The 22,079-nt window shown below is 56.6% G+C and carries 21 protein-coding genes; 8 read left to right on the forward strand and 13 right to left on the reverse strand.

Annotation, left to right across the window (positions count from 1 at the left end):
- Nucleotides 1-3: 3 nt before the first annotated feature.
- Complete coding sequence (locus N037_RS01230; RefSeq protein ID WP_032638370.1) at nt 4-1,311, forward strand: sulfurtransferase; 1,308 nt, start codon at nt 4-6, stop codon at nt 1,309-1,311.
- Here the strand turns inward: N037_RS01230 and N037_RS01235 are convergent.
- Together N037_RS01235 and N037_RS01240 are read right to left on the reverse strand one after the other, a co-directional pair.
- Nucleotides 1,308-1,925, reverse strand: a complete 618-nt coding sequence (locus tag N037_RS01235; protein WP_032638372.1) for a CDP-alcohol phosphatidyltransferase family protein — start codon at nt 1,923-1,925, stop codon at nt 1,308-1,310. The two genes, N037_RS01230 and N037_RS01235, sit on opposite strands and share 4 nt — an antisense overlap.
- Complete coding sequence (locus tag N037_RS01240; RefSeq protein ID WP_032638374.1) at nt 1,918-2,487, reverse strand: carboxymuconolactone decarboxylase family protein; 570 nt, start codon at nt 2,485-2,487, stop codon at nt 1,918-1,920. The genes N037_RS01235 and N037_RS01240 overlap by 8 nt, the downstream gene beginning before the upstream one ends.
- A 75-nt stretch (nt 2,488-2,562) precedes the next feature.
- On the opposite strand from N037_RS01240, the gene N037_RS01245 reads away from it, so the two are divergent.
- Nucleotides 2,563-2,979, forward strand: coding sequence for a pyrimidine (deoxy)nucleoside triphosphate diphosphatase (locus N037_RS01245; RefSeq protein WP_023335341.1), 417 nt, complete (start codon nt 2,563-2,565; stop codon nt 2,977-2,979).
- Here the strand turns inward: N037_RS01245 and N037_RS01250 are convergent.
- Nucleotides 2,939-3,217: a DUF1496 domain-containing protein gene (locus N037_RS01250; protein WP_032638377.1), complete on the reverse strand. Its 279-nt coding sequence runs from the start codon at nt 3,215-3,217 to the stop codon at nt 2,939-2,941. The two genes, N037_RS01245 and N037_RS01250, sit on opposite strands and share 41 nt — an antisense overlap.
- A 228-nt stretch (nt 3,218-3,445) precedes the next feature.
- On the opposite strand from N037_RS01250, the gene gdhA reads away from it, so the two are divergent.
- Entirely contained in the window at nt 3,446-4,789 is a 1,344-nt protein-coding gene (gene gdhA, locus N037_RS01255) for an NADP-specific glutamate dehydrogenase (RefSeq protein ID WP_032638379.1), read from the forward strand.
- Between the two features lie 115 nt (nt 4,790-4,904).
- Here gdhA and N037_RS01260 read toward each other — a convergent pair whose 3' ends face one another.
- From N037_RS01260 to N037_RS01270, 3 genes are all read right to left on the reverse strand, one after another.
- Nucleotides 4,905-6,818: a DNA topoisomerase III gene (locus N037_RS01260; RefSeq protein ID WP_032638381.1), complete on the reverse strand. Its 1,914-nt coding sequence runs from the start codon at nt 6,816-6,818 to the stop codon at nt 4,905-4,907.
- A gap of 4 nt (nt 6,819-6,822) precedes the next feature.
- Entirely contained in the window at nt 6,823-7,866 is a 1,044-nt protein-coding gene (gene selD / locus N037_RS01265) for a selenide, water dikinase SelD (RefSeq protein ID WP_032638383.1), read from the reverse strand.
- A gap of 116 nt (nt 7,867-7,982) precedes the next feature.
- A complete protein-coding gene (locus tag N037_RS01270; RefSeq protein WP_032638385.1) occupies nt 7,983-8,534 on the reverse strand; it encodes an NAD(P)H nitroreductase in 552 nt (183 codons plus the stop codon).
- Between the two features lie 167 nt (nt 8,535-8,701).
- Here N037_RS01270 and sppA point away from each other — a divergent pair, with 167 nt between their 5' ends.
- The 4 genes from sppA (at nt 8,702) to N037_RS01290 (ending at nt 13,763) form a co-directional block, all read left to right on the forward strand.
- Nucleotides 8,702-10,558, forward strand: coding sequence for a signal peptide peptidase SppA (gene sppA, locus N037_RS01275; protein WP_023335336.1), 1,857 nt, complete (start codon nt 8,702-8,704; stop codon nt 10,556-10,558).
- A gap of 63 nt (nt 10,559-10,621) precedes the next feature.
- Nucleotides 10,622-11,638 (forward strand): asparaginase, encoded by a 1,017-nt coding sequence (ansA, locus tag N037_RS01280; protein WP_008500705.1) that lies wholly within the window; start codon nt 10,622-10,624, stop codon nt 11,636-11,638.
- Between the two features lie 9 nt (nt 11,639-11,647).
- Nucleotides 11,648-12,289 (forward strand): bifunctional nicotinamidase/pyrazinamidase, encoded by a 642-nt coding sequence (gene pncA, locus N037_RS01285; RefSeq protein ID WP_032638386.1) that lies wholly within the window; start codon nt 11,648-11,650, stop codon nt 12,287-12,289.
- Between the two features lie 220 nt (nt 12,290-12,509).
- Entirely contained in the window at nt 12,510-13,763 is a 1,254-nt protein-coding gene (locus N037_RS01290; RefSeq protein ID WP_032638388.1) for a glycoside hydrolase family 18 protein, read from the forward strand.
- A gap of 51 nt (nt 13,764-13,814) precedes the next feature.
- On the opposite strand, the gene N037_RS01295 is transcribed toward N037_RS01290, so the two are convergent.
- The gene (locus N037_RS01295) at nt 13,815-14,087 is read right to left on the reverse strand and encodes a YeaC family protein (RefSeq protein WP_023335333.1); all 273 of its coding nucleotides are present in this window, start codon (nt 14,085-14,087) and stop codon (nt 13,815-13,817) included.
- 41 nt (nt 14,088-14,128) lie between these two features.
- A complete protein-coding gene (gene msrB, locus N037_RS01300; RefSeq protein ID WP_032638390.1) occupies nt 14,129-14,542 on the reverse strand; it encodes a peptide-methionine (R)-S-oxide reductase MsrB in 414 nt (137 codons plus the stop codon).
- 341 nt (nt 14,543-14,883) lie between these two features.
- Here msrB and gapA point away from each other — a divergent pair, with 341 nt between their 5' ends.
- Nucleotides 14,884-15,879 carry a glyceraldehyde-3-phosphate dehydrogenase gene (gapA, locus tag N037_RS01305; RefSeq protein WP_014831506.1) on the forward strand — a complete coding sequence of 332 codons (996 nt, stop codon included), beginning with the start codon at nt 14,884-14,886 and terminating at the stop codon, nt 15,877-15,879.
- 699 nt (nt 15,880-16,578) lie between these two features.
- Here the strand turns inward: gapA and N037_RS01310 are convergent.
- From N037_RS01310 to N037_RS24530, 5 genes are read right to left on the reverse strand one after another with little or no spacing between them, the layout of a single operon-like run.
- Nucleotides 16,579-18,303 carry a hypothetical protein gene (locus N037_RS01310; protein ID WP_032638391.1) on the reverse strand — a complete coding sequence of 575 codons (1,725 nt, stop codon included), beginning with the start codon at nt 18,301-18,303 and terminating at the stop codon, nt 16,579-16,581.
- Nucleotides 18,304-18,306: 3 nt separating this feature from the next.
- On the reverse strand, nt 18,307-18,846 hold the full coding sequence (locus tag N037_RS01315; protein ID WP_032638393.1) for a baseplate complex protein: 540 nt from the start codon (nt 18,844-18,846) through the stop codon (nt 18,307-18,309).
- Entirely contained in the window at nt 18,818-19,540 is a 723-nt protein-coding gene (locus tag N037_RS01320) for a hypothetical protein (protein ID WP_032638395.1), read from the reverse strand. The genes N037_RS01315 and N037_RS01320 overlap by 29 nt, the downstream gene beginning before the upstream one ends.
- A complete protein-coding gene (locus N037_RS01325) occupies nt 19,530-20,093 on the reverse strand; it encodes a tail fiber assembly protein (RefSeq protein ID WP_032638397.1) in 564 nt (187 codons plus the stop codon). Before N037_RS01325 ends, N037_RS01320 begins: the two co-directional genes overlap by 11 nt.
- A complete protein-coding gene (locus N037_RS24530; protein ID WP_082440876.1) occupies nt 20,090-22,075 on the reverse strand; it encodes a phage tail-collar fiber domain-containing protein in 1,986 nt (661 codons plus the stop codon). Before N037_RS24530 ends, N037_RS01325 begins: the two co-directional genes overlap by 4 nt.
- Nucleotides 22,076-22,079: the final 4 nt, after the last annotated feature.

The raw sequence follows: 22,079 nt of genomic DNA on the forward strand, positions 1-22,079 counted from the left end.
TCGATGAAACGTGTTTCTCAACTGACCGCGCTGGCCCTGCTCTGCGGCCTCGCGTCCTTTTCCTCTCTGGCGGCTGATATGCCCAACGCGATGACGCTGTCTCAGCTTCAGGCGCAGCACGGCACGCCTGTCGACACCCGCCCCAGCGCGTTTTACAACGGCTGGCCGCAGACGCTCAGCGGCCCCTCCGGGCATGAACCCGCCGCACTCAACCTGGCTGCCGCCTGGCTGGGCGCAATGAGCGACGAGCAGATTGCACTTTGGGCAAAACAGCATCAGCTTACGCCCGCGACGGCTATCGCCCTGTACGGCGACGAGAGCGATAACCTGGCGGTGAAATCCCGCCTGGGAAAAGCCGGATACCGCCACGTCTCGCTGCTCAGCGACGCCCTGCAGACGCCCGACCGCCTTCAGCGGCTGCCTCACTTTGAACAGCTGGTTTACCCGCAGTGGATCCACCGCCTCCAGCAGGGTAAACCCGTGACCGCCGCGCCGTCAGGCGACTGGAAAGTGATTGAGGCCGCCTGGGGCGCACCGAAGTTTTACCTGCTGAACCACATTCCCGGCGCGGGCTACATTGACACCAACGAGGTGGAAAGCGAGCCGCTGTGGAATAAAGTCTCCGACGACACGCTGAAAGCGATGCTGGCGAAGCACGGGATCCGTCACGATACCACCGTCATTTTGTATGGCCGTGACGTTTACGCCGCCGCGCGCGTGGCGCAGATTATGCTGTATGCGGGCGTGAAGGATGTGCGCATTCTCGACGGCGGCTGGAAGGCGTGGTCAGATGCAGGACTCCCGGTTGAACGCGGCACGCCCGGCAACGTGACGCCAGCCCCCGATTTCGGCGCGCCGATCCCCGGCCAGCCGCAGCTGATGGTCGATATGGAGCAGGCACGCGGGATGCTGCATCGTCAGGATGCTTCCCTGGTCAGCATTCGTTCGTGGCCGGAGTTCATCGGCGAAACCAGCGGCTACAGCTACATCAAGCCAAAAGGTGAAATAGCCGGTGCCCGCTGGGGTCATGCGGGCAGCGACGCGACCCATATGGAAGACTTCCATAACCCGGATGGCACCATGCGCAGCGCGGACGATATCACCGCCCAGTGGAAGCGCTGGAATATTCTGCCCGAACAACACGTCGCGTTTTACTGCGGCACCGGGTGGCGGGCGTCAGAAACCTTTATGTACGCCCGGGCGATGGGCTGGAAGAATGTCGCCGTCTATGACGGCGGCTGGTACGAATGGAGCAGTCACCCGCAGAACCCGGTCACCACCGGCGCGCGCGGGCCGGAAAGCGCGCTCTAACGATTGAGTGACTTCAGCGTCACATAGCCGCTCCAGATGCGCGTTGTGGTGGTCAGCCAGCACAGCGCGCCGAATACCCACGCGAAAAGCGCAAAGTGTGCAGGGAAGAGGCAGCACAGCACGAACAGCGCAATGGTCTCCGTCCCTTCCGTTAACCCACCGATGTAATAAAACGACTTGTGCGCATAGCCGGGGTTGTCGATGTTATGCTTCGCCGCCAGCGCCGCAAACGCCAGAAAGCTGCTGCCGGTCCCGATAAACGCAAACAGCAGCCAGGCCGCGGCCAGCGCATTCTCAGCGGGTGCTGCCAGCGCAAAGCCAAACGGCACCAGGGCGTAGAACAGAAAATCGAGCGCGATATCAAGAAATCCCCCCGCATCGGTCAGCCCTCTCCGGCGCGCCAGGCCGCCGTCCAGACCATCCAGCAGGCGGTTAAGCACGATGGCGACCAGCGCCGCCGGATACCAGCCGAGGGCCAGAAACGGCAGCGCCAGCACGCCGACGGCAAACCCGGTCAGGGTGACGCCGTCGGGCGTGATGCCCGGCTTATCCAGCACGGAAACCAGACGATTCAGCGCGGGCTTTACCCGCGGGTGCAGGTAACGATCAAGCATGGGGCGTCTCGTTAAACGTGGCGCACAGCCCCTGCGCGGGAATATCCAGCGCGGCGTTAAAGCGGGCGGAGAGGTTCTGAAAGGCAATGAGCGCCGTCATTTCGGTGATGGCCTCGTCCGTAAAGTGGCGCTTCAGCGCCGTTCTGATAGCCTCATCCGCCCGGGGCGGCGTGGCGGTTACCGCTTCGGCGTAGGCCAGCGCCGCCCGCTCTTGCTCGGTGAACAAGGTGGATTCCTGCCAGTCGCTCACGGCCTGCACCTTATCCAGCGCACCGCAGCGCTCGGCCAGCCGCAGGCTGTTGGCATCAATACAGAAAGCGCAGTGACAGAGCTGGGACACCCGCGTCATGAGCAGCGAACGCAGCGCGGGCGTCAGGCGCGCGCGACGGCGTTCCAGAAAGCCGACAAACAGCGCCACCAGCCAGAACAGACGCGGCATTCGCCCCCACCAGCGGGTGGGATTCAGCACCGCGCCAAAATGCTTTTTCTGCATGGCGGCTATCGGTTTTAGGCTGGCGGGAAGGGATTCGAGGGGGGCAACCCAGGCGGTGGACTCTTTCACCTGATTCTCCTGTTTACTGGACTCTGAGAAAGGGCACGATAATATGTCTTTTTTCGCTATCAATTATTGACGACCATGCTGAAAACACTCGATGTCGTTGCCGCCATCATCGAAAAAGACGGCAATATTTTACTGGCGCAGCGCCCTGCCCATGCCGACCAGCCGGGAATGTGGGAATTTGCAGGCGGTAAAGTCGAGGCCGGAGAAACCCAGCCAGAAGCGCTTATCCGCGAGCTGCGTGAAGAGTTGGGCATTGACGCCCTGCCGGGGCAATACGTGGCAAGCCACCAGCGGGAAGTCTCCCAGCGGTTGATTAACCTGCATGCCTGGCACGTTCCTGCTTTTCGCGGCGAGCTCACGGCGCACTACCACAGCGCGCTCGCGTGGTGTACGCCGGAAGAGGCATTTTGCTACGCCCTGGCGCCCGCGGATATTCCGCTGCTGGAAGCCTTTATTGTTTTACGCGACGCCAGACCAGCGGGTTCGTGCTGATGGCGCGCTCGTCGCGCTGGCACTGCAGCAGAATGCCGTCCGCTTTCACAACGGCCCCTTCCGAGTAGTTTTGATTCTGATAGATACAGCACTGATTGCAGGGCTGCACCGTTTGACTCTGGCCGCTGGAGCTAAACACTTCCGGCGGCACATTCACCTCCACGTCCGGGAGAATGGGGTTGGCCTGCACGCCTGCGGCAAAGATCGCACACAGCGCGGTGAGTAGATAACGTTTCATAGACACATCTTCCTGTAGTTCCTTGATAATGACTATAACGGTAAACCAGAGCGGAACCTTTAATTTATCTCTTCATCGCTTTTGGTTATGACGCCCGCGCTCTCATTAATTTCCCTTTCGGCATACATTTCTGCTTGCCTCACAAAGCGGTGCGGGTGGTATAGTCAAAAAAACAACACAAATCGCATAAGTAATACACATAAAATACGATAAGAGGTTCTTATATCTATGGATCAGACACGCTCTCTGGAAAGTTTCCTTGCCCATGTTCAGCAGCGCGACCCGCACCAAAGCGAGTTCGCGCAGGCCGTACGAGAAGTTATGACCACCCTGTGGCCTTTCCTTGAACAAAACCCGCGTTATCGCCAGATGTCGCTGCTTGAACGCCTTGTCGAGCCGGAGCGCGTGATCCAGTTCCGCGTGACCTGGGTTGACGATCGCAATCAGGTACAGGTTAACCGCGCGTGGCGCGTACAGTTTAACTCGGCCATTGGCCCGTTTAAGGGCGGCATGCGCTTCCACCCGTCCGTAAACCTGTCGATTCTGAAATTCCTCGGCTTCGAGCAGACCTTTAAAAACGCCCTCACCACGCTACCCATGGGCGGCGGAAAAGGCGGCAGCGATTTCGACCCGAAAGGCAAAAGCGAAGGCGAAGTGATGCGCTTCTGCCAGGCGCTAATGACCGAACTCTATCGCCATCTTGGTCCTGACACCGACGTGCCTGCCGGTGATATCGGCGTGGGTGGACGCGAAGTGGGCTTTATGGCCGGGATGATGAAAAAGCTCTCCAACAACAGCGCCTGCGTCTTTACCGGCAAGGGGCTGTCGTTTGGCGGGAGCCTGATCCGCCCGGAAGCGACCGGCTACGGTCTGGTTTACTTCACCGAGGCCATGCTCAAGCGTCACGGTCTGGGCTTCGAAGGTATGCGCGTCGCGGTGTCCGGCTCCGGTAACGTGGCGCAGTACGCGATTGAGAAAGCGATGCAGTTTGGCGCTCGCGTGGTGACCGCCTCTGACTCCAGCGGCACGGTGGTGGATGAAGCGGGCTTCACGGCAGAGAAACTGGCGCGCCTGTGTGAAATCAAAGCCAGCCGCGACGGTCGCGTGGCGGATTATGCCCGGGAGTTTGGCCTGACCTGCCTGGAAGGTAAACAGCCGTGGGGCGTGCCGGTGGATATCGCCCTGCCGTGCGCCACGCAGAACGAGCTGGATGTTGAAGCCGCGCGTACATTGATTAGCAACGGCGTAAAAGCGGTGGCCGAAGGGGCGAATATGCCGACCACCATCGACGCGACGGACCTGTTCCTGGAAGCGGGCGTGCTGTTTGCGCCGGGCAAGGCCGCGAACGCGGGCGGCGTGGCGACCTCCGGCCTCGAGATGGCGCAAAACGCCGCGCGTCTCGGCTGGAAGGCGGAGAAAGTGGATGCGCGCCTGCACCATATCATGCTGGATATTCACCATGCCTGCGTGGAGTACGGCGGCGAGGCATCGCAAACCAACTACGTGCGCGGGGCCAATATCGCCGGGTTCGTGAAGGTGGCGGATGCGATGATTGGGCAAGGTGTGATTTAAGCTTTCGCTGCATTCTCGCCCTTGTAGGCCCGGTAAGCGTTAGCGCCACCGGGCTTTTTTCAGGCCGCAGAGCTGCTTTCGCCGGGTGGCGGCTGCGCCTTACCCGGCCTACGGGTTATGAGGCTGCCGCGCTCTTTTTCTTCTTGAACGGTTTCTTCGCGCCGCCACCGGGTGCAACCATCCCTCGGAACGTTTTCACCGGCGTGCTGCGCGCCTGATCGATCAGCTGGTAAAGCGTCCCCACCAGCGGCTGCATAAAGTCCTGATAGCGACACTGCTTCTCGCTGATCTGCGTCAGCACCGATTCCCAGTGCGCGGTCATGTCCGGCCTGGCGGCCAGCTCCGGCAGAGAGTGGATTAGCGCCCGGCCAGGCTCCGTCGAGTGGATGTAGCGTCCCTTTTTCTCCAGGAAGCCGCGCTTAAAGAGCAGCTCGATGATCCCCGCACGGGTTGCTTCCGTACCGAGACCGTCGGTGGCGCGCAGGATCTTCTTCAGATCTTTATCCTGCACAAACCGGGCGATACCGGTCATCGCCGACAGCAGCGTCGCATCGGTGAAATGGCGCGGGGGCTGAGTCTGACGTTCAACCACTTCGCCCTTCTCGCACAGCAGTTCGTCATCTTTGGCGACCACCAGCAGCGGCGTGCCGTCGTTCTCTTCGTCGCGCTCTTTGTTGCCGAGCAGCGTGCGCCAGCCCGCTTCCGCAAGGAAACGCGCTTTGGCGACAAACTTACCTTTGGCAATCTCAAGCTCAATCACGCACTTGCGGAATACCGCGTCCGGGCAGAACTGCATCAGGTACTGACGGGCGATCAGGTTATAGACCTTCGCTTCGTTATCCGTCAGGTTGACGCTGCTGGCGCGCGCCGTCGGGATAATCGCGTGGTGGGCATCGACTTTTTTGTCGTCCCAGCAGCGGTTATGGGTGTCCGGATTCACCGCCGGCTGCGGGAGCAGATCCGGCGCGTGGACGCTGATGGCGTTCATCACCGAATGGCGTCCGGCAAAGTGCTCTTCCGGCAGATAGCGGCTGTCCGAACGCGGGTAGGTGATGAGCTTATGGGTTTCATAGAGCTTCTGGCAGATATCCAGCACGTTCTGCGCGCTGAGGCCAAAGCGCTTCGCGGCCTCAATCTGCAGGGCCGACAGCGAAAACGGCAGCGGCGCGGGTTCTGATTCCCGTTTATCGTTATAGCTGGTGACGATAGCCGGCTGACCGGTAATGCGGTTAACCACATGCTCAGCCAGCGGACGATGGAGCAGGCGCCCCTCTTCATCCTGGTACGATTCGCAGGCGTCGCTCGGCTGCCAGACGGCGGTAAAGCGTTCGTCTTTCGGCGTGACGATATGCGCTTTGACTTCGAAGAAATCTTTGGCGACGAAATTTTCGATCTCTTCGTCGCGACGCACCACCAGCCCCAGCACCGGCGTCTGCACGCGACCCACGGAGAGTACGCCCTGATAGCCCGCGTTGCGCCCGAGGATGGTATACGCGCGGGTCATATTGATGCCGTACAGCCAGTCCGCACGCGCTCGCGCCAGTGCGGAAACGCACAGCGGAATAAATTCGCTGTTGGCGCGCAGGCGCGAGATTGCCCGCTCGACGGCCTGCGGGTTGAGGTCGTTAATCAGGCAGCGCTGCACCTGCTGACGCTTTTCCGGCGCCAGCTCAAGATAGTCCAGCACCTCATCCACCAGCAGCTGCCCCTCCCTGTCCGGGTCACCCGCGTGCACGATTTCAGCGGCTTCATGCAGGAAGCGCTTGATCACGTTGAGCTGTTTGGTGACCGAAGGCCGGGGCTGCAGGCGCCATTTTTCCGGCACGATGGGCAGATCGTTTAAATTCCAGCGGGCGTAACGGCTGTCGTAGACGTCCGGCTGCGCCTGCTCAAGCAGGTGACCGATACACCAGGTGACCACCTGCCCGTTACCGCATTCGATAAAGCCGTCGCCTTTGCGATGCGGTTTAGGCAGCACGTCGGCAATGGCACGGGCCAGGCTCGGCTTTTCGGCAATAAACAACCGCATCGAATTAACGGATCTCAATCATCGGTCGGCCACCGCGCGCGGTCACCAGCTCGCCGATTGCCGTCAGGGTAATACCAAACTCGGCGGCGGTCGCCTGAACCTCGGCTTCGGACTCCGGCGTGACCGCCAGCAGCAGGCCGCCGGAAGTTTGCGGATCGCACAGCAGGTTGCGCCACTCCTCAGGCATTTCGCCCATCAGGTGACCGTAGCTGGCGAAGTTGCGCTGGGTACCGCCCGGGACCGCGCCCTGAGCAATATACTCCTCCACGCCCGGCAGCTTCGGCACGTCCTGATACCAGACCTGCGCCTGTACGCCCGCGCCCTGACACACTTCAGAGAGGTGCCCCAGCAGACCAAAACCGGTGACGTCGGTCATCGCCTTCACGCCGTCGATATTGGCGAATGCCGCACCGGCGAGGTTCATCTGGCACATCACTTCCGTTGCCAGACCTTTGTGCTCCGGTTTCAGCAGGGATTTTTTCTCGGCGGTCGTCAGCACGCCAATGCCCAGCGGCTTGGTGAGGAACAGTTTGCAGCCCGCCTGCGCGGTGCTGTTGCGCTTCACGCGTTCGGTCGGCACTACGCCGGTGACGGCCAGGCCGAAGATCGGTTCGGGCGCATCAATAGAGTGACCGCCGGCCAGGGCAATTCCCGCCTGCTGGCAGGCAAAACGACCGCCATCAATCACTTCACGGGCTACTTCCGGCGGGATGGTGTTGATCGGCCAGCCCAGAATGGCAATCGCCATGATCGGCTTACCGCCCATCGCGAAGATATCGCTGATGGCGTTCGTCGCGGCAATGCGACCGAAGTCGAACGGGTTGTCGACAATCGGCATAAAGAAGTCAGTGGTGCTGATAATGCTGGTGCCGTTACCTAAGTCATAAACTGCAGCATCGTCACGCGTTTCGTTGCCGACAAGCAGGTTCGGGTCGACAAACTTCACCTGTTCACTGTGCAGGATGGTCTCCAGCACTTTCGGGGAAATTTTACAACCGCAACCGGCTCCGTGGCTGTACTGCGTTAAACGAATGGTTTGCTCGCTCATGGACGTCTCCTGTCATCTCAATCGCGCTATGGTAGCGCTCATTCCATAAAGAGGTAAGTATGACTGTCTGAATTCTGCGGCAGATGCTCAGAATCCAGACAGTTTAGCGCGGGTTATCAGAAACGGCTGACGAAAGGCGTGGTGTCCGGCACGCTGATGGTGCTGGAGGCTTTAAGCTGCGGGGTACCGAGGTAGAGGAAACCGACGATTTTGTCATGCTCGCCGCAGCCAAAACCGTCACGAACCGCCGGGCTTTCGGTCAGCGCACCGGTGCGCCAGATACCGTTAAACCCCTGCGCGACGGCGGCCATTTGCATCGCCATCACCGCACAGCCTGCGGACATCTCCTGTTCCCAGACCGGCACCTTATGGTCAGCCTGGCATTTCGCCACAACGGTGACGATCATCGGGGCGCGGAACGGGGCATTACGCGCCTTGTCGATACCTTTCTCATCCTGCCCGGCGGCAACCGCGCCCTTCTCCAGCAGCTGGCTGAAACGATCGCGGCCTTCGCCTTCAATTACAAAGAAGTGCCACGGCTGCAGCGTACCATGATCGGGGACACGCATGCCGGCACGCAGAATGTTCTCCAGCTGCTCGCCTGCCGGGGCAGGTTCGGCCAGACGGGAAGCGCTACGGCGGTTAACAAGCAGTTCGAGTGCGTCCATTGGTTAACTCCTTTCTTGAAATTTACTCACAAAATTAACACGACGGCAGATTTTGTTACAGCCTGGCAGGCGATTCCTGCTGACAAGTGGCGGTTGGGTCATTACGATAACCCAACATTACCGTCCAGTGGCGACGGAAACAGTCATTTTCTGGTTAGGGAGAATACATGCGAACCCTTTGGCGAATCATTGCCGGTTTCTTTAAATGGACGTGGAGACTGCTCAACTTCGTCCGCAACCTGGTGATGAACATCTTCTTCATCTTCCTGGTTCTGGTTTGCGCGGGCATCTGGATGCATATCAGCAATGCGAATCAGGCGCAGCATTCAACGCGCGGCGCGCTATTACTCGATATCACCGGCGTTATCGTTGATAAGCCGTCCACCAGCAGTCGCCTGAGCGTGATTGGTCGCCAGCTGTTTGGCGCAACCTCAGATCGTCTGCAGGAAAACTCCCTGTTCGATATCGTCGATACCATCCGCCAGGCCAAAGACGACCGGAACATCACCGGGATCGTGCTGGATCTGAAAGATTTTGCCGGCGGCGATCAGCCTTCCATGCAGTACATCGGTAAAGCGCTGCGCGAATTCCGCGACAGCGGCAAGCCGGTAATTGCCGTGGGCGACAGCTACAGCCAGGGGCAATATTATCTGGCGAGCTTCGCCAATAAAATCTGGCTCTCCCCGCAGGGCACGGTCGATCTGCACGGCTTTGCCACCAACGGCCTGTACTACAAATCGCTGCTCGACAAGCTGAAGGTCACCACCCACGTCTTCCGCGTCGGCACGTACAAATCCGCCGTGGAGCCGTTTATCCGCGACGATATGTCCCCTGCCGCCCGTGAAGCGGACAGCCGCTGGATTGGCGAGCTGTGGCAGAACTATCTGGGCACCGTTGCCGCTAACCGCCAGATTACGCCTGAGCAGGCGTTCCCCGGCGCGCAGGGCGTGCTGGAAGGCCTGCGTAAGGTTGACGGTGATACCGCGAAATATGCGCTGGATAACAAACTGGTGGATGCCCTGGGCACCAGCGCCGAGATTGAAAAATCGCTGAGCAAACAGTTTGGCTGGAGCAAAGAGGACAAAAATTACAGCGCCATCAGCATGTATGATTACTCGACGAAAAAGCCGGATGACAGCGGTGACAGCGTCGCGGTGGTGTTTGCCAACGGCGCCATCATGGACGGCCAGGAGACGCCGGGGAACGTGGGCGGCGATACTACCGCGTCACAAATCCGCGATGCTCGCCTGGATCCGAAAGTGAAAGCGATTGTCCTTCGGGTGAACAGCCCTGGCGGCAGCGTGAGCGCTTCTGAAGTGATCCGCGCTGAACTGGCCGCGGCGCGCGCCGCCGGCAAGCCGGTCGTCGTCTCCATGGGCGGAATGGCCGCCTCCGGGGGTTACTGGATCTCAACGCCAGCCAACTACATTGTGGCTAACCCAAGCACGCTGACCGGCTCGATTGGCATCTTCGGGGTGATCAACACCGTGGAGAACAGCCTGGATTCTCTGGGCGTGCATACCGATGGCGTGGCCACCTCTCCGCTGGCGGATGTGTCGGTGACCAAATCCCTGCCGCCGGAAGTCTCTGAGATGATGCAGCTCAGCATTGAGAACGGCTATAAACGCTTTATCACCCTGGTAGCGGACTCGCGTAAAAAGACGCCTGAGCAGATCGACCAGATCGCGCAGGGCCACGTCTGGACCGGCCAGGATGCGAAGAGCAACGGTCTGGTCGACAGTCTGGGCGACTTCGATGACGCGGTGAAGAAAGCCGCCGAGCTGGCGAAACTCAAGCAGTGGCATATCGAGTATTATCAGGACGAGCCGTCGTTCTTCGATATGGTCATGGACAGCATGTCCGGCTCGGTACGCGCCATGTTGCCGGAGGCGATGCAGGCTTACCTGCCTGCGCCGGTCGCCACGGCAGCGAAAGCGATGAAGGCGGAAAGCGATAAGCTCGCGGCCTTTAACGATCCACAGAGTCGTTACGCGTTTTGCCTGACCTGCGCTAACGTCCGTTAAAAACCGTCCCCTCTTCCCGCGAAGAGGGGATTTTTTTCTTTTGAAGAACAAGAACTCACTACCATGCAGAAGAAATCGATTTATGTAGCCTACACTGGCGGTACCATCGGTATGCAGCGCTCTGAAAACGGCTATATCCCTGTCTCCGGCCACCTGCAGCGTCAGCTTGCGCTGATGCCAGAATTCCACCGTCCGGAAATGCCTGACTTCACCATCCACGAATACGAGCCGCTGATGGACTCCTCCGACATGACGCCGGAAGACTGGCAGCACATCGCGGATGACATTAAAGCCCATTACGACCAGTACGACGGCTTCGTGATCCTGCACGGCACCGACACCATGGCGTTTACCGCCTCGGCGCTCTCCTTCATGCTGGAGAACCTGAGCAAGCCGGTTATCGTCACCGGGTCGCAAATCCCGCTGGCGGAGCTGCGCTCGGACGGGCAGATCAACCTGCTGAACTCCCTGTACGTGGCGGCGAATTACCCGATTAACGAAGTGTCGCTGTTCTTCAACAACCGTCTGTATCGCGGCAACCGCACCACCAAAGCCCATGCCGACGGTTTTGACGCCTTCGCCTCCCCTAACCTGCAGCCGCTGCTGGAGGCCGGGATTCATATCCGTCGTCTGGGCACGCCGCCTGCGCCGAACACCGCCGGCGAGCTGATTGTGCATCCGATTACTCCGCAACCGATTGGCGTGGTCACTATCTACCCGGGTATCTCTGCCGACGTGGTGCGTAACTTCCTGCGCCAGCCGGTGAAAGCGCTGATTCTGCGCTCCTATGGCGTCGGCAACGCGCCGCAGAACGGCGAATTCCTGAAAGAGCTTCAGGAAGCCAGCGAGCGCGGAATTGTGGTCGTGAACCTGACCCAGTGTATGTCCGGAAAGGTCAACATGGGCGGCTATGCCACCGGCAACGCGCTGGCGCATGCGGGGGTTATCAGCGGCTTCGATATGACCGTTGAGGCAACGCTGACTAAACTTCACTATTTACTGAGTCAGGATCTGGACATTCAGTCCATTCGCAGCGCGATGATGCAAAACCTGCGCGGCGAGCTGACCCCGGACGAATAAGGAGTGCCCATGAAGCAACGCGCCCTGCTACTGGTCGATTTGCAAAATGATTTCTGCGCGGGCGGTGCGCTGGCCGTCGCCGAAGGTGACAGCACCGTTGACGTGGCAAACACCCTGATTGAGTGGTGCAAAGCCCGCGGCGAAGCGGTCGTCGCAAGCCAGGACTGGCACCCGGCGAACCACGGCAGCTTTGCCAGCCAGCACGACGTCGAGCCCTTCACTCAGGGGGAGCTCGACGGACTGGCGCAAACCTTCTGGCCGGATCACTGCGTACAGCAGACGGAAGGCGCGGCGCTGCATCCGCTCCTGAATCAGAAAGCCATCGACGCGGTGTTCCATAAAGGTGAAAACCCGGCTATCGACAGCTATAGCGCGTTTTTTGATAACGGGCATCGCCAGAAAACGGCGCTGGACGCGTGGTTACGTCATCACGAAATCACGGAGCTGATCGTGCTGGGCCTGGCGACGGACTACTGCGTGAAGTTTACCGTGCTGGACGCGCTCCAGTTAGGTTATACCGTCAGCGTCATCACCGACGGCTGCCGCGGGGTGAACATTCACCCGCAGGACAGCGCTCAGGCGTTTATGGATATGGCTGCGGAAGGCGCGACGCTGTATACGCTTGAAGACTGGCTGGAGACGCAGGCGTAAGCCTTTTTAGCCGGGTGGCGCTTACGCTTACCCGGCCTACCTTTCCCCGTAGGCCGGGTAAGGCGCAGCCGCCACCCAGCAAAACAACCCACTCCGTTCTCCCATAAAGTGAACTCCCTCGCATCCTCAGCGAAGCGGCAATGCTATTCTCTTTAGGCTGTTTTTTCGCCACGCCTTTTCCGTGGCGTGGTTAATTTTATTAAGTCAAAGAGGAACTTGTATGAAACGTTTGCCCTTGCTGGCAGCATTACCCCTGCTTTGCGCGTCAGTTGCCTCCGCCAGTACCCTGATGTCCGTGGGCTACTTTAACGGGGGTGGCGATGTCACCGCCGGACCGGGTGGCGATATCAATAAACTGGACGTTCGCCAGATCACCCACCTGAACTACTCGTTTGGTCTGGTCTATAACGACGAAAAAGACGAAACCAACGCTGCGCTAAAAGATCCGGCGAAACTGCATCAGATCTGGCTATCGCCAAAAGTCGCCGCCGATCTGGCCCTCATCCCGACCCTGCGTAAACAAAACCCAAACCTCAAAGTGCTGCTTTCCGTTGGCGGCTGGGGCGCGCGTGGCTTCTCTGGCGCAGCGGCAACCAAAGAGACGCGCGCGGTGTTTATCCGCTCCGCGCAGGAGATAGTCGACAAATACGGTCTGGACGGGATCGATCTCGACTGGGAGTATCCGGTCAACGGCGCCTGGGGGCTGGTCGCAAGCCAGCCCGCCGACCGGGATAACTTTACCGCCCTGCTGAAAGAGATGCGCGACGCGTTCGGGCATAAAAAGCTGGTGACCATTGCGGTAGGCGCGAATGCGGAAAGTCCAAAAAGCTGGGTGGATATCAAAGCCATCGCGCCCCTGCTCGACTACATCAACCTGATGACCTACGACATGGCGTACGGCACGCAGTACTTCAATGCCAACCTGTATGACTCCAGCGCCTGGCCGACGGTGGCCGCTGCGGACAAATACAGCGTGGATTTTGTGGTGAACAACTATCTGGCCGCCGGGCTGAAGCCGCAGCAGATGAACCTCGGGATTGGTTTCTATGGCCGCGTGCCGAAACGTGCCGTGGAGCCGGGCATTGACTGGACGAAACCGGATGCGCAAAAAAATCCGGTTACCCAGCCCTACTTCGGGCCTCAGGAGATCGGGTTGTTCAAGTCACTCGGCTATGACCTGACCAAAGATACCTACGTGAAGTACAACGATATCGTGAAGAAGCTGTTGAACGATCCGCAGAAGCGCTTTACCGAGCACTGGGACGACCAGGCGAAAGTGCCGTGGCTCTCGGTGAAGGGTGCAGATGGCAACGCGCTGTTTGCGATTTCGTATGAGAACCCGCGTTCCGTTGCCATCAAAGCGGACTACATCAAAGAGAAAGGTCTCGCCGGGGCGATGTTCTGGGAGTATGGGGCTGATGACAACAATCAGTTAGCGAAGCAGCTGGCGGCGTCGCTCGGGATCCCACACTAAGGTGTAGCGTGCCGGGTGGCGCTAACGCTTACCCGGCCTACAGGGAAAGCATTATTTGAAAGTCGCAATCGGCTTCGGCGTGATGCCGAAGTCTTCTTTCAACTCGCGCTTGCTCTTCATGACCATCTGGCCTTTAGTGTCGATGGTCATGTGCTGCGCGTCGGTGTTATTGCGCGCCTGCCACAGCATCACCAGCTGCAGGCTGTTCTCTTTTTGCTCCGGGGTCAACGCGACGCCATCGGGCCATTTTCCCAGCTCTACGGCGGTCACCAGACGCTGATAAATCTCCGGTGTCATACCGCTAATCATGTCTTCAATATTCACAATCCCGCCCTTTCAAAGGAATAATTTGCTGAATCGTTTTTTCAACCCTTAATCTGGTCGCCGTTTTCGTCGTCAGTGAAGCTCATTGAGGCTGAATTCACGCAGAAACGCTCACCCGTAGGCTGAGGGCCATCCGGGAAGACATGCCCAAGGTGCGCATCGCAGTTGCCGCAGCGAATTTCCCTGCGCACCATGCCGTGCGACGAGTCGGTCAGGTAGCGGATGGCCTCATCGCTCACCGGCTCGTAAAAGCTCGGCCAGCCGCAGCCCGAATCAAATTTCGTTTGTGAATTGAACAGAGGGGCATCACAGACCAGACAGTGGTAGACGCCGTCTCGCTTGTTGTGCAGTAAACGCCCGGTGAACGGCGGTTCCGTCCCGTGATTTTGCGTCACGTAAAACTGCATTTCTGTGAGGTTTTTTTTCAAATCGTCAGGGTTACGTTGGTTCGACATATGCTTACATCTCGCTGTAGAAACAGACATCTTTTACCCCGCATTCTAACAAAACATTAACACCCTTGCGTGCACTTTTGATCTAAACTTATGTGTCGCGAAAAGGCGGTCAGGCAATTGTGATCATTCTCACATTTTTATCCTGCGAGGACTTTAAAATCCCGGGCGCAGCCCCCATGTGGTTGCAAGCTCAAAGGGAAAGTGAGGCGAGTCAGTCGCACAAACGTTAGTCACAGGATTGATTTGTCGCAATGATTGACACGATTCCGCTTGACGCTGCGTAAGGTTTTTGTAATTTTACAGGCAACCTTTTATTCACTAACAAATAGCTGGTGGAATATATGACTATCAAAGTAGGTATCAACGGTTTTGGCCGTATCGGCCGTATTGTTTTCCGTGCTGCTCAGAAACGTTCTGACATCGAAATCGTTGGTATCAACGATCTCCTGGACGCTGAATACATGGCGTACATGCTGAAGTACGACTCAACTCACGGTCGTTTCGACGGCACCGTTGAAGTGAAAGACGGCCACCTGGTTGTTAATGGCAAAACCATCCGCGTTACTGCTGAAAAAGACCCAGCTAACCTGAAATGGAACGAAATCGGTGTTGACGTTGTTGCTGAAGCAACCGGTATCTTCCTGACCGACGAAACTGCACGTAAACACATCACTGCGGGTGCGAAGAAAGTTGTTCTGACTGGTCCTTCCAAAGACAACACCCCAATGTTCGTTCGTGGTGCAAACTTCGAAACTTACGCTGGCCAGGATATCGTGTCTAACGCATCCTGCACCACCAACTGCCTGGCACCGCTGGCTAAAGTTATCAACGACAACTTCGGCATCATCGAAGGTCTGATGACTACCGTTCACGCGACCACCGCTACTCAGAAAACCGTTGATGGCCCGTCTCACAAAGACTGGCGCGGCGGCCGTGGCGCGGCTCAGAACATCATCCCATCCTCTACCGGTGCTGCTAAAGCTGTAGGTAAAGTACTGCCAGAACTGAATGGCAAACTGACTGGTATGGCGTTCCGCGTTCCAACGCCTAACGTATCCGTTGTTGACCTGACCGTTCGTCTGGAAAAAGCTGCTTCTTATGAAGAAATTAAGAAAGCAATCAAAGCTGCTTCCGAAGGCGCAATGAAAGGCGTTCTGGGCTACACCGAAGACGACGTTGTATCTACCGATTTCAACGGCGAAGTGTGCACTTCCGTGTTCGATGCTAAAGCTGGTATCGCACTGAACGACAACTTCGTGAAACTGGTATCCTGGTACGACAACGAAACCGGCTACTCTAATAAAGTACTGGACCTGATCGCTCACATCTCCAAATAAGTTGAGATGAGTGTTTGATCCAAAAAGGCGACTTCGGTCGCCTTTTTTATTTACTCAACTAACTGTATTTATTGCATTTATTATCCTCATGGTCCACATTGTGTCCACGTATAATGATTTTACATCCGCCCTCCTCCTTTCTTACCACTCATAACCCATAATTTGGCAGCACAATCCATACGTCCCTTTTTTCTGAGTTAAGCAAATTTTTGCAAAGTCAAAAGATACTTGATCAAGATGCCAGCCCCGCCGTGTAAGGCTTTGCCTCGTTACCGTTCAAAAACACCAGGCAACCACTGCTCACATTTGATCGTGGCGGAAAGTAAAACGATCCTTTTAAAAACATCATGTTAACCAATCGGTTAGGCGTTGGCAGGTCGGCAATTTTTGCAAAACGCTGCAAATCCTTGCGCGGTGTGCAAACGCCAGCAGACCGCAGAACCCCAGCAGCGGCGCGGGCTGGCTGGCTGCTTTGCGCAAAAATTCTTTTGCAAAATTTTTATGATCCAAATACCGCAGGCGGGTGCGGTGTAGCGCCGTTTCCGTCTCGGATCCGCTTCCGTCTGCGTTCTGTCGCTCTGTCTCCGGGGCGTGGTTAAACGAACGCAAAAAAGGCCGAACGGTGACGGCCTTATGTTCTGCGCTTGCTGTGGGGCGTTCTGTGGCGTCTGGTGACGTGATGGTTTTCGCCTGCGTTTGTCAGGCAATAAGGGGGCTGTATTTTGCTTTCAAAGCGTTGGTTTTTTCGGCGGTTCCGGTGAACTGCGATGCCTGCCCGCTGGCTCCCGTGTTGGGGTGCGTATGGGTCGCACATATCTGCGCCAGTTCGCGGACAACGTCCAGGGTGTCGGTCAGCAACGTCAGGACGTTGGTTTCTTCGCTGCCCAGCTTAACGGAAGCCCCGATCAACTGCTGCGCTGCGGCAACGCTTTTTTTAATGCCTGCGATTTTCTCGTTAAGCGCTCCGCCAATAGTGACGTCGGCATTACCCTGGATGTTGTCTTCCAGCTTGCCGCCGACGTCGCGTTTTACGTTCTGGCCAACACTGACAGAATTGTCCTTGCTGCAGGTCACCGTCAGGTTGCCAGACGTGCCGACGCTGTAATCTCCCTCGCTTACATGCATAACCGCACCGGCCAGAAGTGTGGCCGTTCCCAGCACGGTTGTTTTATCCGTGGCCTGGACTGTTGTTTCACGGGCAACCAGCTTTCGCTTTTCATCATCTGCGGTCACTTCCCGCGTCATGGATATTTCGCTTATCGTCTGGTCGGTCTGGCGCACCCAGTCACCGGCGACGGTAACGCGCTGCGATACACCATCGCGCTGTTGCTGTAGCTGTTCGCCAGGCTTAACCGCTGGCAGGTTATGCCCCTGCGGCATGATCTGACGAATAAACGGCTTATCCTGTCGGCCCTCCACAAAACCAATTTCAACCAGCGTGCCAGGCGGCGGAAACTGAAACATTCCCGATTCACTCCCGGCCATTGGAACCGGCAGCGGCACGGCGGAATAAACCGGCGTGTTGGCCGCCGCGTTGCCGTCTTCATCCAGCAGTTGCAGATCCACAGCGTAACGGGGCCGGAATGGGTCCGCGATGTTACCCCCGGAAACGTCTTCGCTTGGCGCTTCAACCCTGGCGAGTTTTGGCAAATGCAGCCCGGAAGCCAGTTCCGGGTAGACGCTTTCTATCTGGCGCTGAATCGGTGATTTTTGCAGTGGCTTGCCGGTTGCCTTATTGCGTGGCATCCAGGTGATGGTCATATCGTCATTGTTAAGCTGAACCTGGCTTAAGCGCTGGCCGTTGACCTCAATACCGGGGCGCAGGCTCTGGATCATCGGCACAACCATTGAATTACCGGCTGCGGATGCCTGGCTAAATTCGTGTGGGATCTCCACAGGTTTACCGGCAAAAAGGCTATGCTCTGCTGCGCCGGTAAAAACGGCCCCGTCCGGCAACTGATACCAGACATAATCTTTAATTGAGAAAGCCCGCCCCAGGCTGGCTAATAGCTGATAGCCGGTTCCGCTGTGGGTAAAGTGCGGGATAGGTTTATCCGCATAAGCCGCACCGGCAGGCGGTGCGACGGTTAACCCGCTTTGCTCCGTTAACCAGTCAGTGATCTGGCGTAACGTTGGGTGCTGGAACGAACACGGCCACAGCTTATCGAACACCCCGACAAGCTCACGCACGAACAACCGGCAGGCGCCATTATCAGCAGGCTGCGACCGCTCAACATAACCGGTGAACCAGCGCAGGACCAGCCCGTCATAACCCACATCGACCCGAACCAATTTGCCGGTGTAATCCATTTCAGTGCTGGCCGTGATGAATCCACGCCCGCAGGCGTTTTGCTCAAGCACGATATTACAGTCCACCATGTGGACCGGGTCACTGGACAGGAAAAGGCGTTTAATTGGTTTCATGCTTTACCCCAGCGCATCATTAACGGGTTTCAGGACTTTTTCTTCAAACCAGCTCATTTTGTCGGCTGGTTCGTCTGCCGCTGCGCCACCTTTACCCCCCGCGCCTGTTTGCTTCGTGCTGGCGGTTGCGTTGCCTTTTCGTGCCTGGCGTTTTTCCGGCACGCTGTTTTTTTCCCGCAGCGTGAAACTGACCTGCCAGGCGAGGCGGTCTTCCTGGGGAACGGCATCAATCTGACCGGTAAAGGTGGCTTCGCGGAAGTTGATTGCGGTTGCCGTGGCATTGGCGACGCGATAAGTCTTTAAGGCTCCGCTGGCCTCTGTAGCGGATGCCAACTGGAAAAGGCGCTGTAAAACTGCCTCGTCGTCAAATGTCACCAGGCCCGACACGCGCAATTCTTTGGCTTTGATGCCCTGTTCGGAATTGGTCGTGCTCGATGTCTGGCCTGACTGGTCTTTTTCCTGAAACTGCATTGAAGGGGAAACCAGCATGTTTTGCATCGCGATCCCTTCACCATTAAGCGCGAGTAGTGCGGTCTGGCTCATTTATCATCTTCCCCAAATCTGCAAGCGAATCACCGATAAACATCATTGCCGCTGTATGCACGGCGGTTGCCTGCGGTATGTCTTTTAGTAATTCAATAGCCGCCATTCTGTGATTGCCGGTATAACTGAATGACCAGGCTTTCGCGCGGGCCCCTTTCAGGTCTTCAAGAGACTGGCTAACCGAAGAAAGCAGGCCAGCACGCGCCTGGACGAATTCAGCAATTTGTTTTTTCAGCCCTTCGGTTGTCGTGCTGACAGCGGCAGCTAGCTGCGCGGCGGCAACCCGCTGCGCGTTCACCGCAAGGCGGTTTGTCGCGACGGACAGCGGCGCGGCGACCGGCAGCGAACTGGATTTCGACGGCAGTTGCATTTTAACCGTGCTCAGTTCGGCCGCCGCAGCCGCCATGCGGCTAACCTGGGTAAATGCGGGCGCAGGAAATACCATGGCAAGCCCGTTGAGGGCTTTCATAAAACCATCATGGGTATTTTCGGCAATCATCATCACGATAATGTCACCGCTCCCGCTGCTGGTTGCCAGCTTCCCCGCCAGATAGCCCAGGGCATTAGCCGGACTCAGATACCCCCCTGAATCTGCCGACTGACCCAGACCATAAACCCACGGATGCGCCGGAATGATTGAGCAACTCAACCCCGCCATATCGTCGGCAATTTTGATAACTGAATCACGCCACATCTTCGGGAAGCTCCGGCCATTCAATATCCGGCGCTTTGCTGATATCAACGCGATTCAGCAGTACCCGGTATTTTTTCCACCCATGCAATGATGAAACTTCAGCATCAGTAGCCTCACCAATATCAACGGCATCTTGCAGAGGGGCGATAATAGAGGATGTATCTGCCATAAGCTGTTGCTTCATGGCCTCGGCCTGAGCGATAAACTCATCCTGTGTATATATTCTCGGAATTATTTCCCCATCCCGGTACATCCACGTTTGAGATTCATCAACACCCGCAGGCACATTATCTTTTTTAACTTCTGCTACAGCACAGTTTACCGGATTTAAAAAGGTTGCGTCTTCTGACAGCATGACAATGACATCATTTTCATCAAACGCAATTTTTAATGTATCTTTGTCAAAGAGGTATTGCGCTTCATGCCATAGCTCCCCATTAGGATCACGAAGAAAAATAATATCCATTCCGGTATTTTCCCTGATAATTTCCGCATCCTTTTCAAGCTGAATGTTATCTGGTTTGTAAATTTTAAAAATACCAGTTGTCTTCATGATGCCACTCCTGCGTTATACCAAGTCCCATTAAGGTTGTATTGTGCGTAACGGTATTTTACCGCCGTGAAGTTAGTCTTTTGCTGAACGCTCACAACAACCGCGCCGTTTGGGGCGTTTGCAAAAAGGTTATCATTATTCCCATTATCAGCCTGAGAAATTGCACCAAGCCTCCAACCCTGAATAAATCGTGCATTCGATTCTGCTTTTGTGTAAGCCTCCCCAGCAGGGGTGTAGTTGCCTTTTGGCTGGAATGTGCTATCTGCTAATGTTTTTGTGTAAAAGCGCCCGTCGAAATTCACATAAGTTGATGGAATTACCTGACCTGCAATATTGACATTTTTTCCGTTTGTGGCGTTGATATTTATCGAGCCGTCGCTCTTCAGATTAATATTGTTATTTCCGGCCTTATAATTATTGAAAACGACATCAGCATTATTTGTTGAGCCTGCTCCTACATACCAGTGATTTACATTAGCCGAATCAACAGAAATTAAGTAACTGGCATAACCCGCAGTTTTGGGCTTTAACCTGATAGCCTCACCATCAAAGTTTACGATAAGCCTACCTGTCATCGTGTCGCCGGTTTTGTCAACTGCTCCAACCTGTTCTGGTGCTGGCGGATTCGCGGTATCAAATACCTGTTGCCAGTTACCCCATACCCCATTGGCTTTAGAACGGTGATACATCGGGGCATTTGCCATGCCTGCACGATATCCGATTTGCTGGCCTGCGTTGGCGTCATACTGGAATTGATGAATATTTGAAGGCGCACCCGCAACCGGCCCATGAATCCCCTGGGCATTCATTCGGAAAGTACAGTTAAAGTCAGGGATGTTGGCATCGGTAAAGCTCACCCCGGAAACCGCACCTAACCCCATCCACCCAACCGTAGGGATGCGCCCCTGGGTCGCGTCCTTCTCTGACGTTACTACGTCGGCCTCCGCAGCGGTTCCAAGCGATTTTTTCACTTTCTGCAAATCGTCATTGACCGCTTTTACCGCTTTTGGCGTCGCGGCCCTAGACTCTGAATCACTGCCGGTTTCGCTACTTAATTGTGTAAAACCTTTTTCTGATGTAGTCGCATCGGGGTGATTACGTGATTTTTCATGCTTTGCCAGGGCGTCGCTGGCGGCCTGTTCATCCAGCGTGCCTTTTGGTCGCAGGTCCGTAATATTACCGCTGGCGTCAATGCTCGCCAGGACAAAGACGTGATGCTGGACGCCGCTTTCGGCATAGTCCGCCAGGCTGGCCGCAACGGTGATTTTACTCTTGACCTTCCATTCGCTGGTCAGCGTGCCAGACCATGCAACATCCAGCCAGACTTTAACCGGCGTCGTTGATACGGTGATGTTCTGGTTTGCGGCCAGCACTGAGCGCAACCCGGCGACATAGCCCACGCCCTGGGTAACGAAATACTGTGACCCGTTTTTTGATACCAGGTAACCCGCACCAAAGAACGCCGCAGCGCCATAAAGATCGATATTCTCCAGTCGTTGGCGTTCGTCCATTGCCGCCAGTCGTGCGGTAAAGTCAATCTGCCATGTTTCTGCTGGCGTGGTGATATTGGTTGCCGACTCAGCCCCGCTATACTCCATGAGCATGGAACGAACCAGGACGTTACCCTGTTGCCCGCTGGCGTTCTTAATTTTACTTTGGATCGGGGCGTGAATAATCATCGCCAGCGTGCCGGTCGCTTTGTTCGCCAGCCCGATCCAGTTGAAATTAAAGTCGCCGACGTCCGCGCCCAGAGTGACGGAATACACAACGGAATCCGCATTAACCACACCTGATTTGCTCACCGCCTGCCGATGGACAATTTTATCGGCAGGTGGTAACCCCTCTGTATTCTCAACCGGCTTTGTCACATCCAGATCGGGAATATAGGCAAAAATAAATTCATCCAGATTGACCGGCTGATTATCAATTGCCTGCTGGGCTTTCCATTCGGTAAACGCTTTTGTAATGACTGTCTGAGCCATAATT

This window comes from Enterobacter sp. EGD-HP1 (assembly GCF_000733275.2).
Lineage (GTDB): Bacteria > Pseudomonadota > Gammaproteobacteria > Enterobacterales > Enterobacteriaceae > Enterobacter.

What these genes read in the sequence shown, in the direction of transcription:
- N037_RS01230 (WP_032638370.1), top strand. Translation starts at nt 4, where the DNA reads ATGAAACGTGTTTCTCAACTGACCGCGCTGGCCCTGCTCTGCGGCCTC.
- N037_RS01235 (WP_032638372.1), bottom strand. Translation starts at nt 1,925, where the DNA reads ATGCTTGATCGTTACCTGCACCCGCGGGTAAAGCCCGCGCTGAATCGT.
- N037_RS01245 (WP_023335341.1), top strand. Translation starts at nt 2,563, where the DNA reads ATGCTGAAAACACTCGATGTCGTTGCCGCCATCATCGAAAAAGACGGC.
- N037_RS01250 (WP_032638377.1), bottom strand. Translation starts at nt 3,217, where the DNA reads ATGAAACGTTATCTACTCACCGCGCTGTGTGCGATCTTTGCCGCAGGC.
- gdhA (WP_032638379.1), top strand. Translation starts at nt 3,446, where the DNA reads ATGGATCAGACACGCTCTCTGGAAAGTTTCCTTGCCCATGTTCAGCAG.
- N037_RS01260 (WP_032638381.1), bottom strand. Translation starts at nt 6,818, where the DNA reads ATGCGGTTGTTTATTGCCGAAAAGCCGAGCCTGGCCCGTGCCATTGCC.
- selD (WP_032638383.1), bottom strand. Translation starts at nt 7,866, where the DNA reads ATGAGCGAGCAAACCATTCGTTTAACGCAGTACAGCCACGGAGCCGGT.
- N037_RS01270 (WP_032638385.1), bottom strand. Translation starts at nt 8,534, where the DNA reads ATGGACGCACTCGAACTGCTTGTTAACCGCCGTAGCGCTTCCCGTCTG.
- sppA (WP_023335336.1), top strand. Translation starts at nt 8,702, where the DNA reads ATGCGAACCCTTTGGCGAATCATTGCCGGTTTCTTTAAATGGACGTGG.
- ansA (WP_008500705.1), top strand. Translation starts at nt 10,622, where the DNA reads ATGCAGAAGAAATCGATTTATGTAGCCTACACTGGCGGTACCATCGGT.
- pncA (WP_032638386.1), top strand. Translation starts at nt 11,648, where the DNA reads ATGAAGCAACGCGCCCTGCTACTGGTCGATTTGCAAAATGATTTCTGC.
- N037_RS01290 (WP_032638388.1), top strand. Translation starts at nt 12,510, where the DNA reads ATGAAACGTTTGCCCTTGCTGGCAGCATTACCCCTGCTTTGCGCGTCA.
- msrB (WP_032638390.1), bottom strand. Translation starts at nt 14,542, where the DNA reads ATGTCGAACCAACGTAACCCTGACGATTTGAAAAAAAACCTCACAGAA.
- gapA (WP_014831506.1), top strand. Translation starts at nt 14,884, where the DNA reads ATGACTATCAAAGTAGGTATCAACGGTTTTGGCCGTATCGGCCGTATT.
- N037_RS01310 (WP_032638391.1), bottom strand. Translation starts at nt 18,303, where the DNA reads ATGAAACCAATTAAACGCCTTTTCCTGTCCAGTGACCCGGTCCACATG.
- N037_RS01315 (WP_032638393.1), bottom strand. Translation starts at nt 18,846, where the DNA reads ATGAGCCAGACCGCACTACTCGCGCTTAATGGTGAAGGGATCGCGATG.
- N037_RS01320 (WP_032638395.1), bottom strand. Translation starts at nt 19,540, where the DNA reads ATGTGGCGTGATTCAGTTATCAAAATTGCCGACGATATGGCGGGGTTG.
- N037_RS01325 (WP_032638397.1), bottom strand. Translation starts at nt 20,093, where the DNA reads ATGAAGACAACTGGTATTTTTAAAATTTACAAACCAGATAACATTCAG.
- N037_RS24530 (WP_082440876.1), bottom strand. Translation starts at nt 22,075, where the DNA reads ATGGCTCAGACAGTCATTACAAAAGCGTTTACCGAATGGAAAGCCCAG.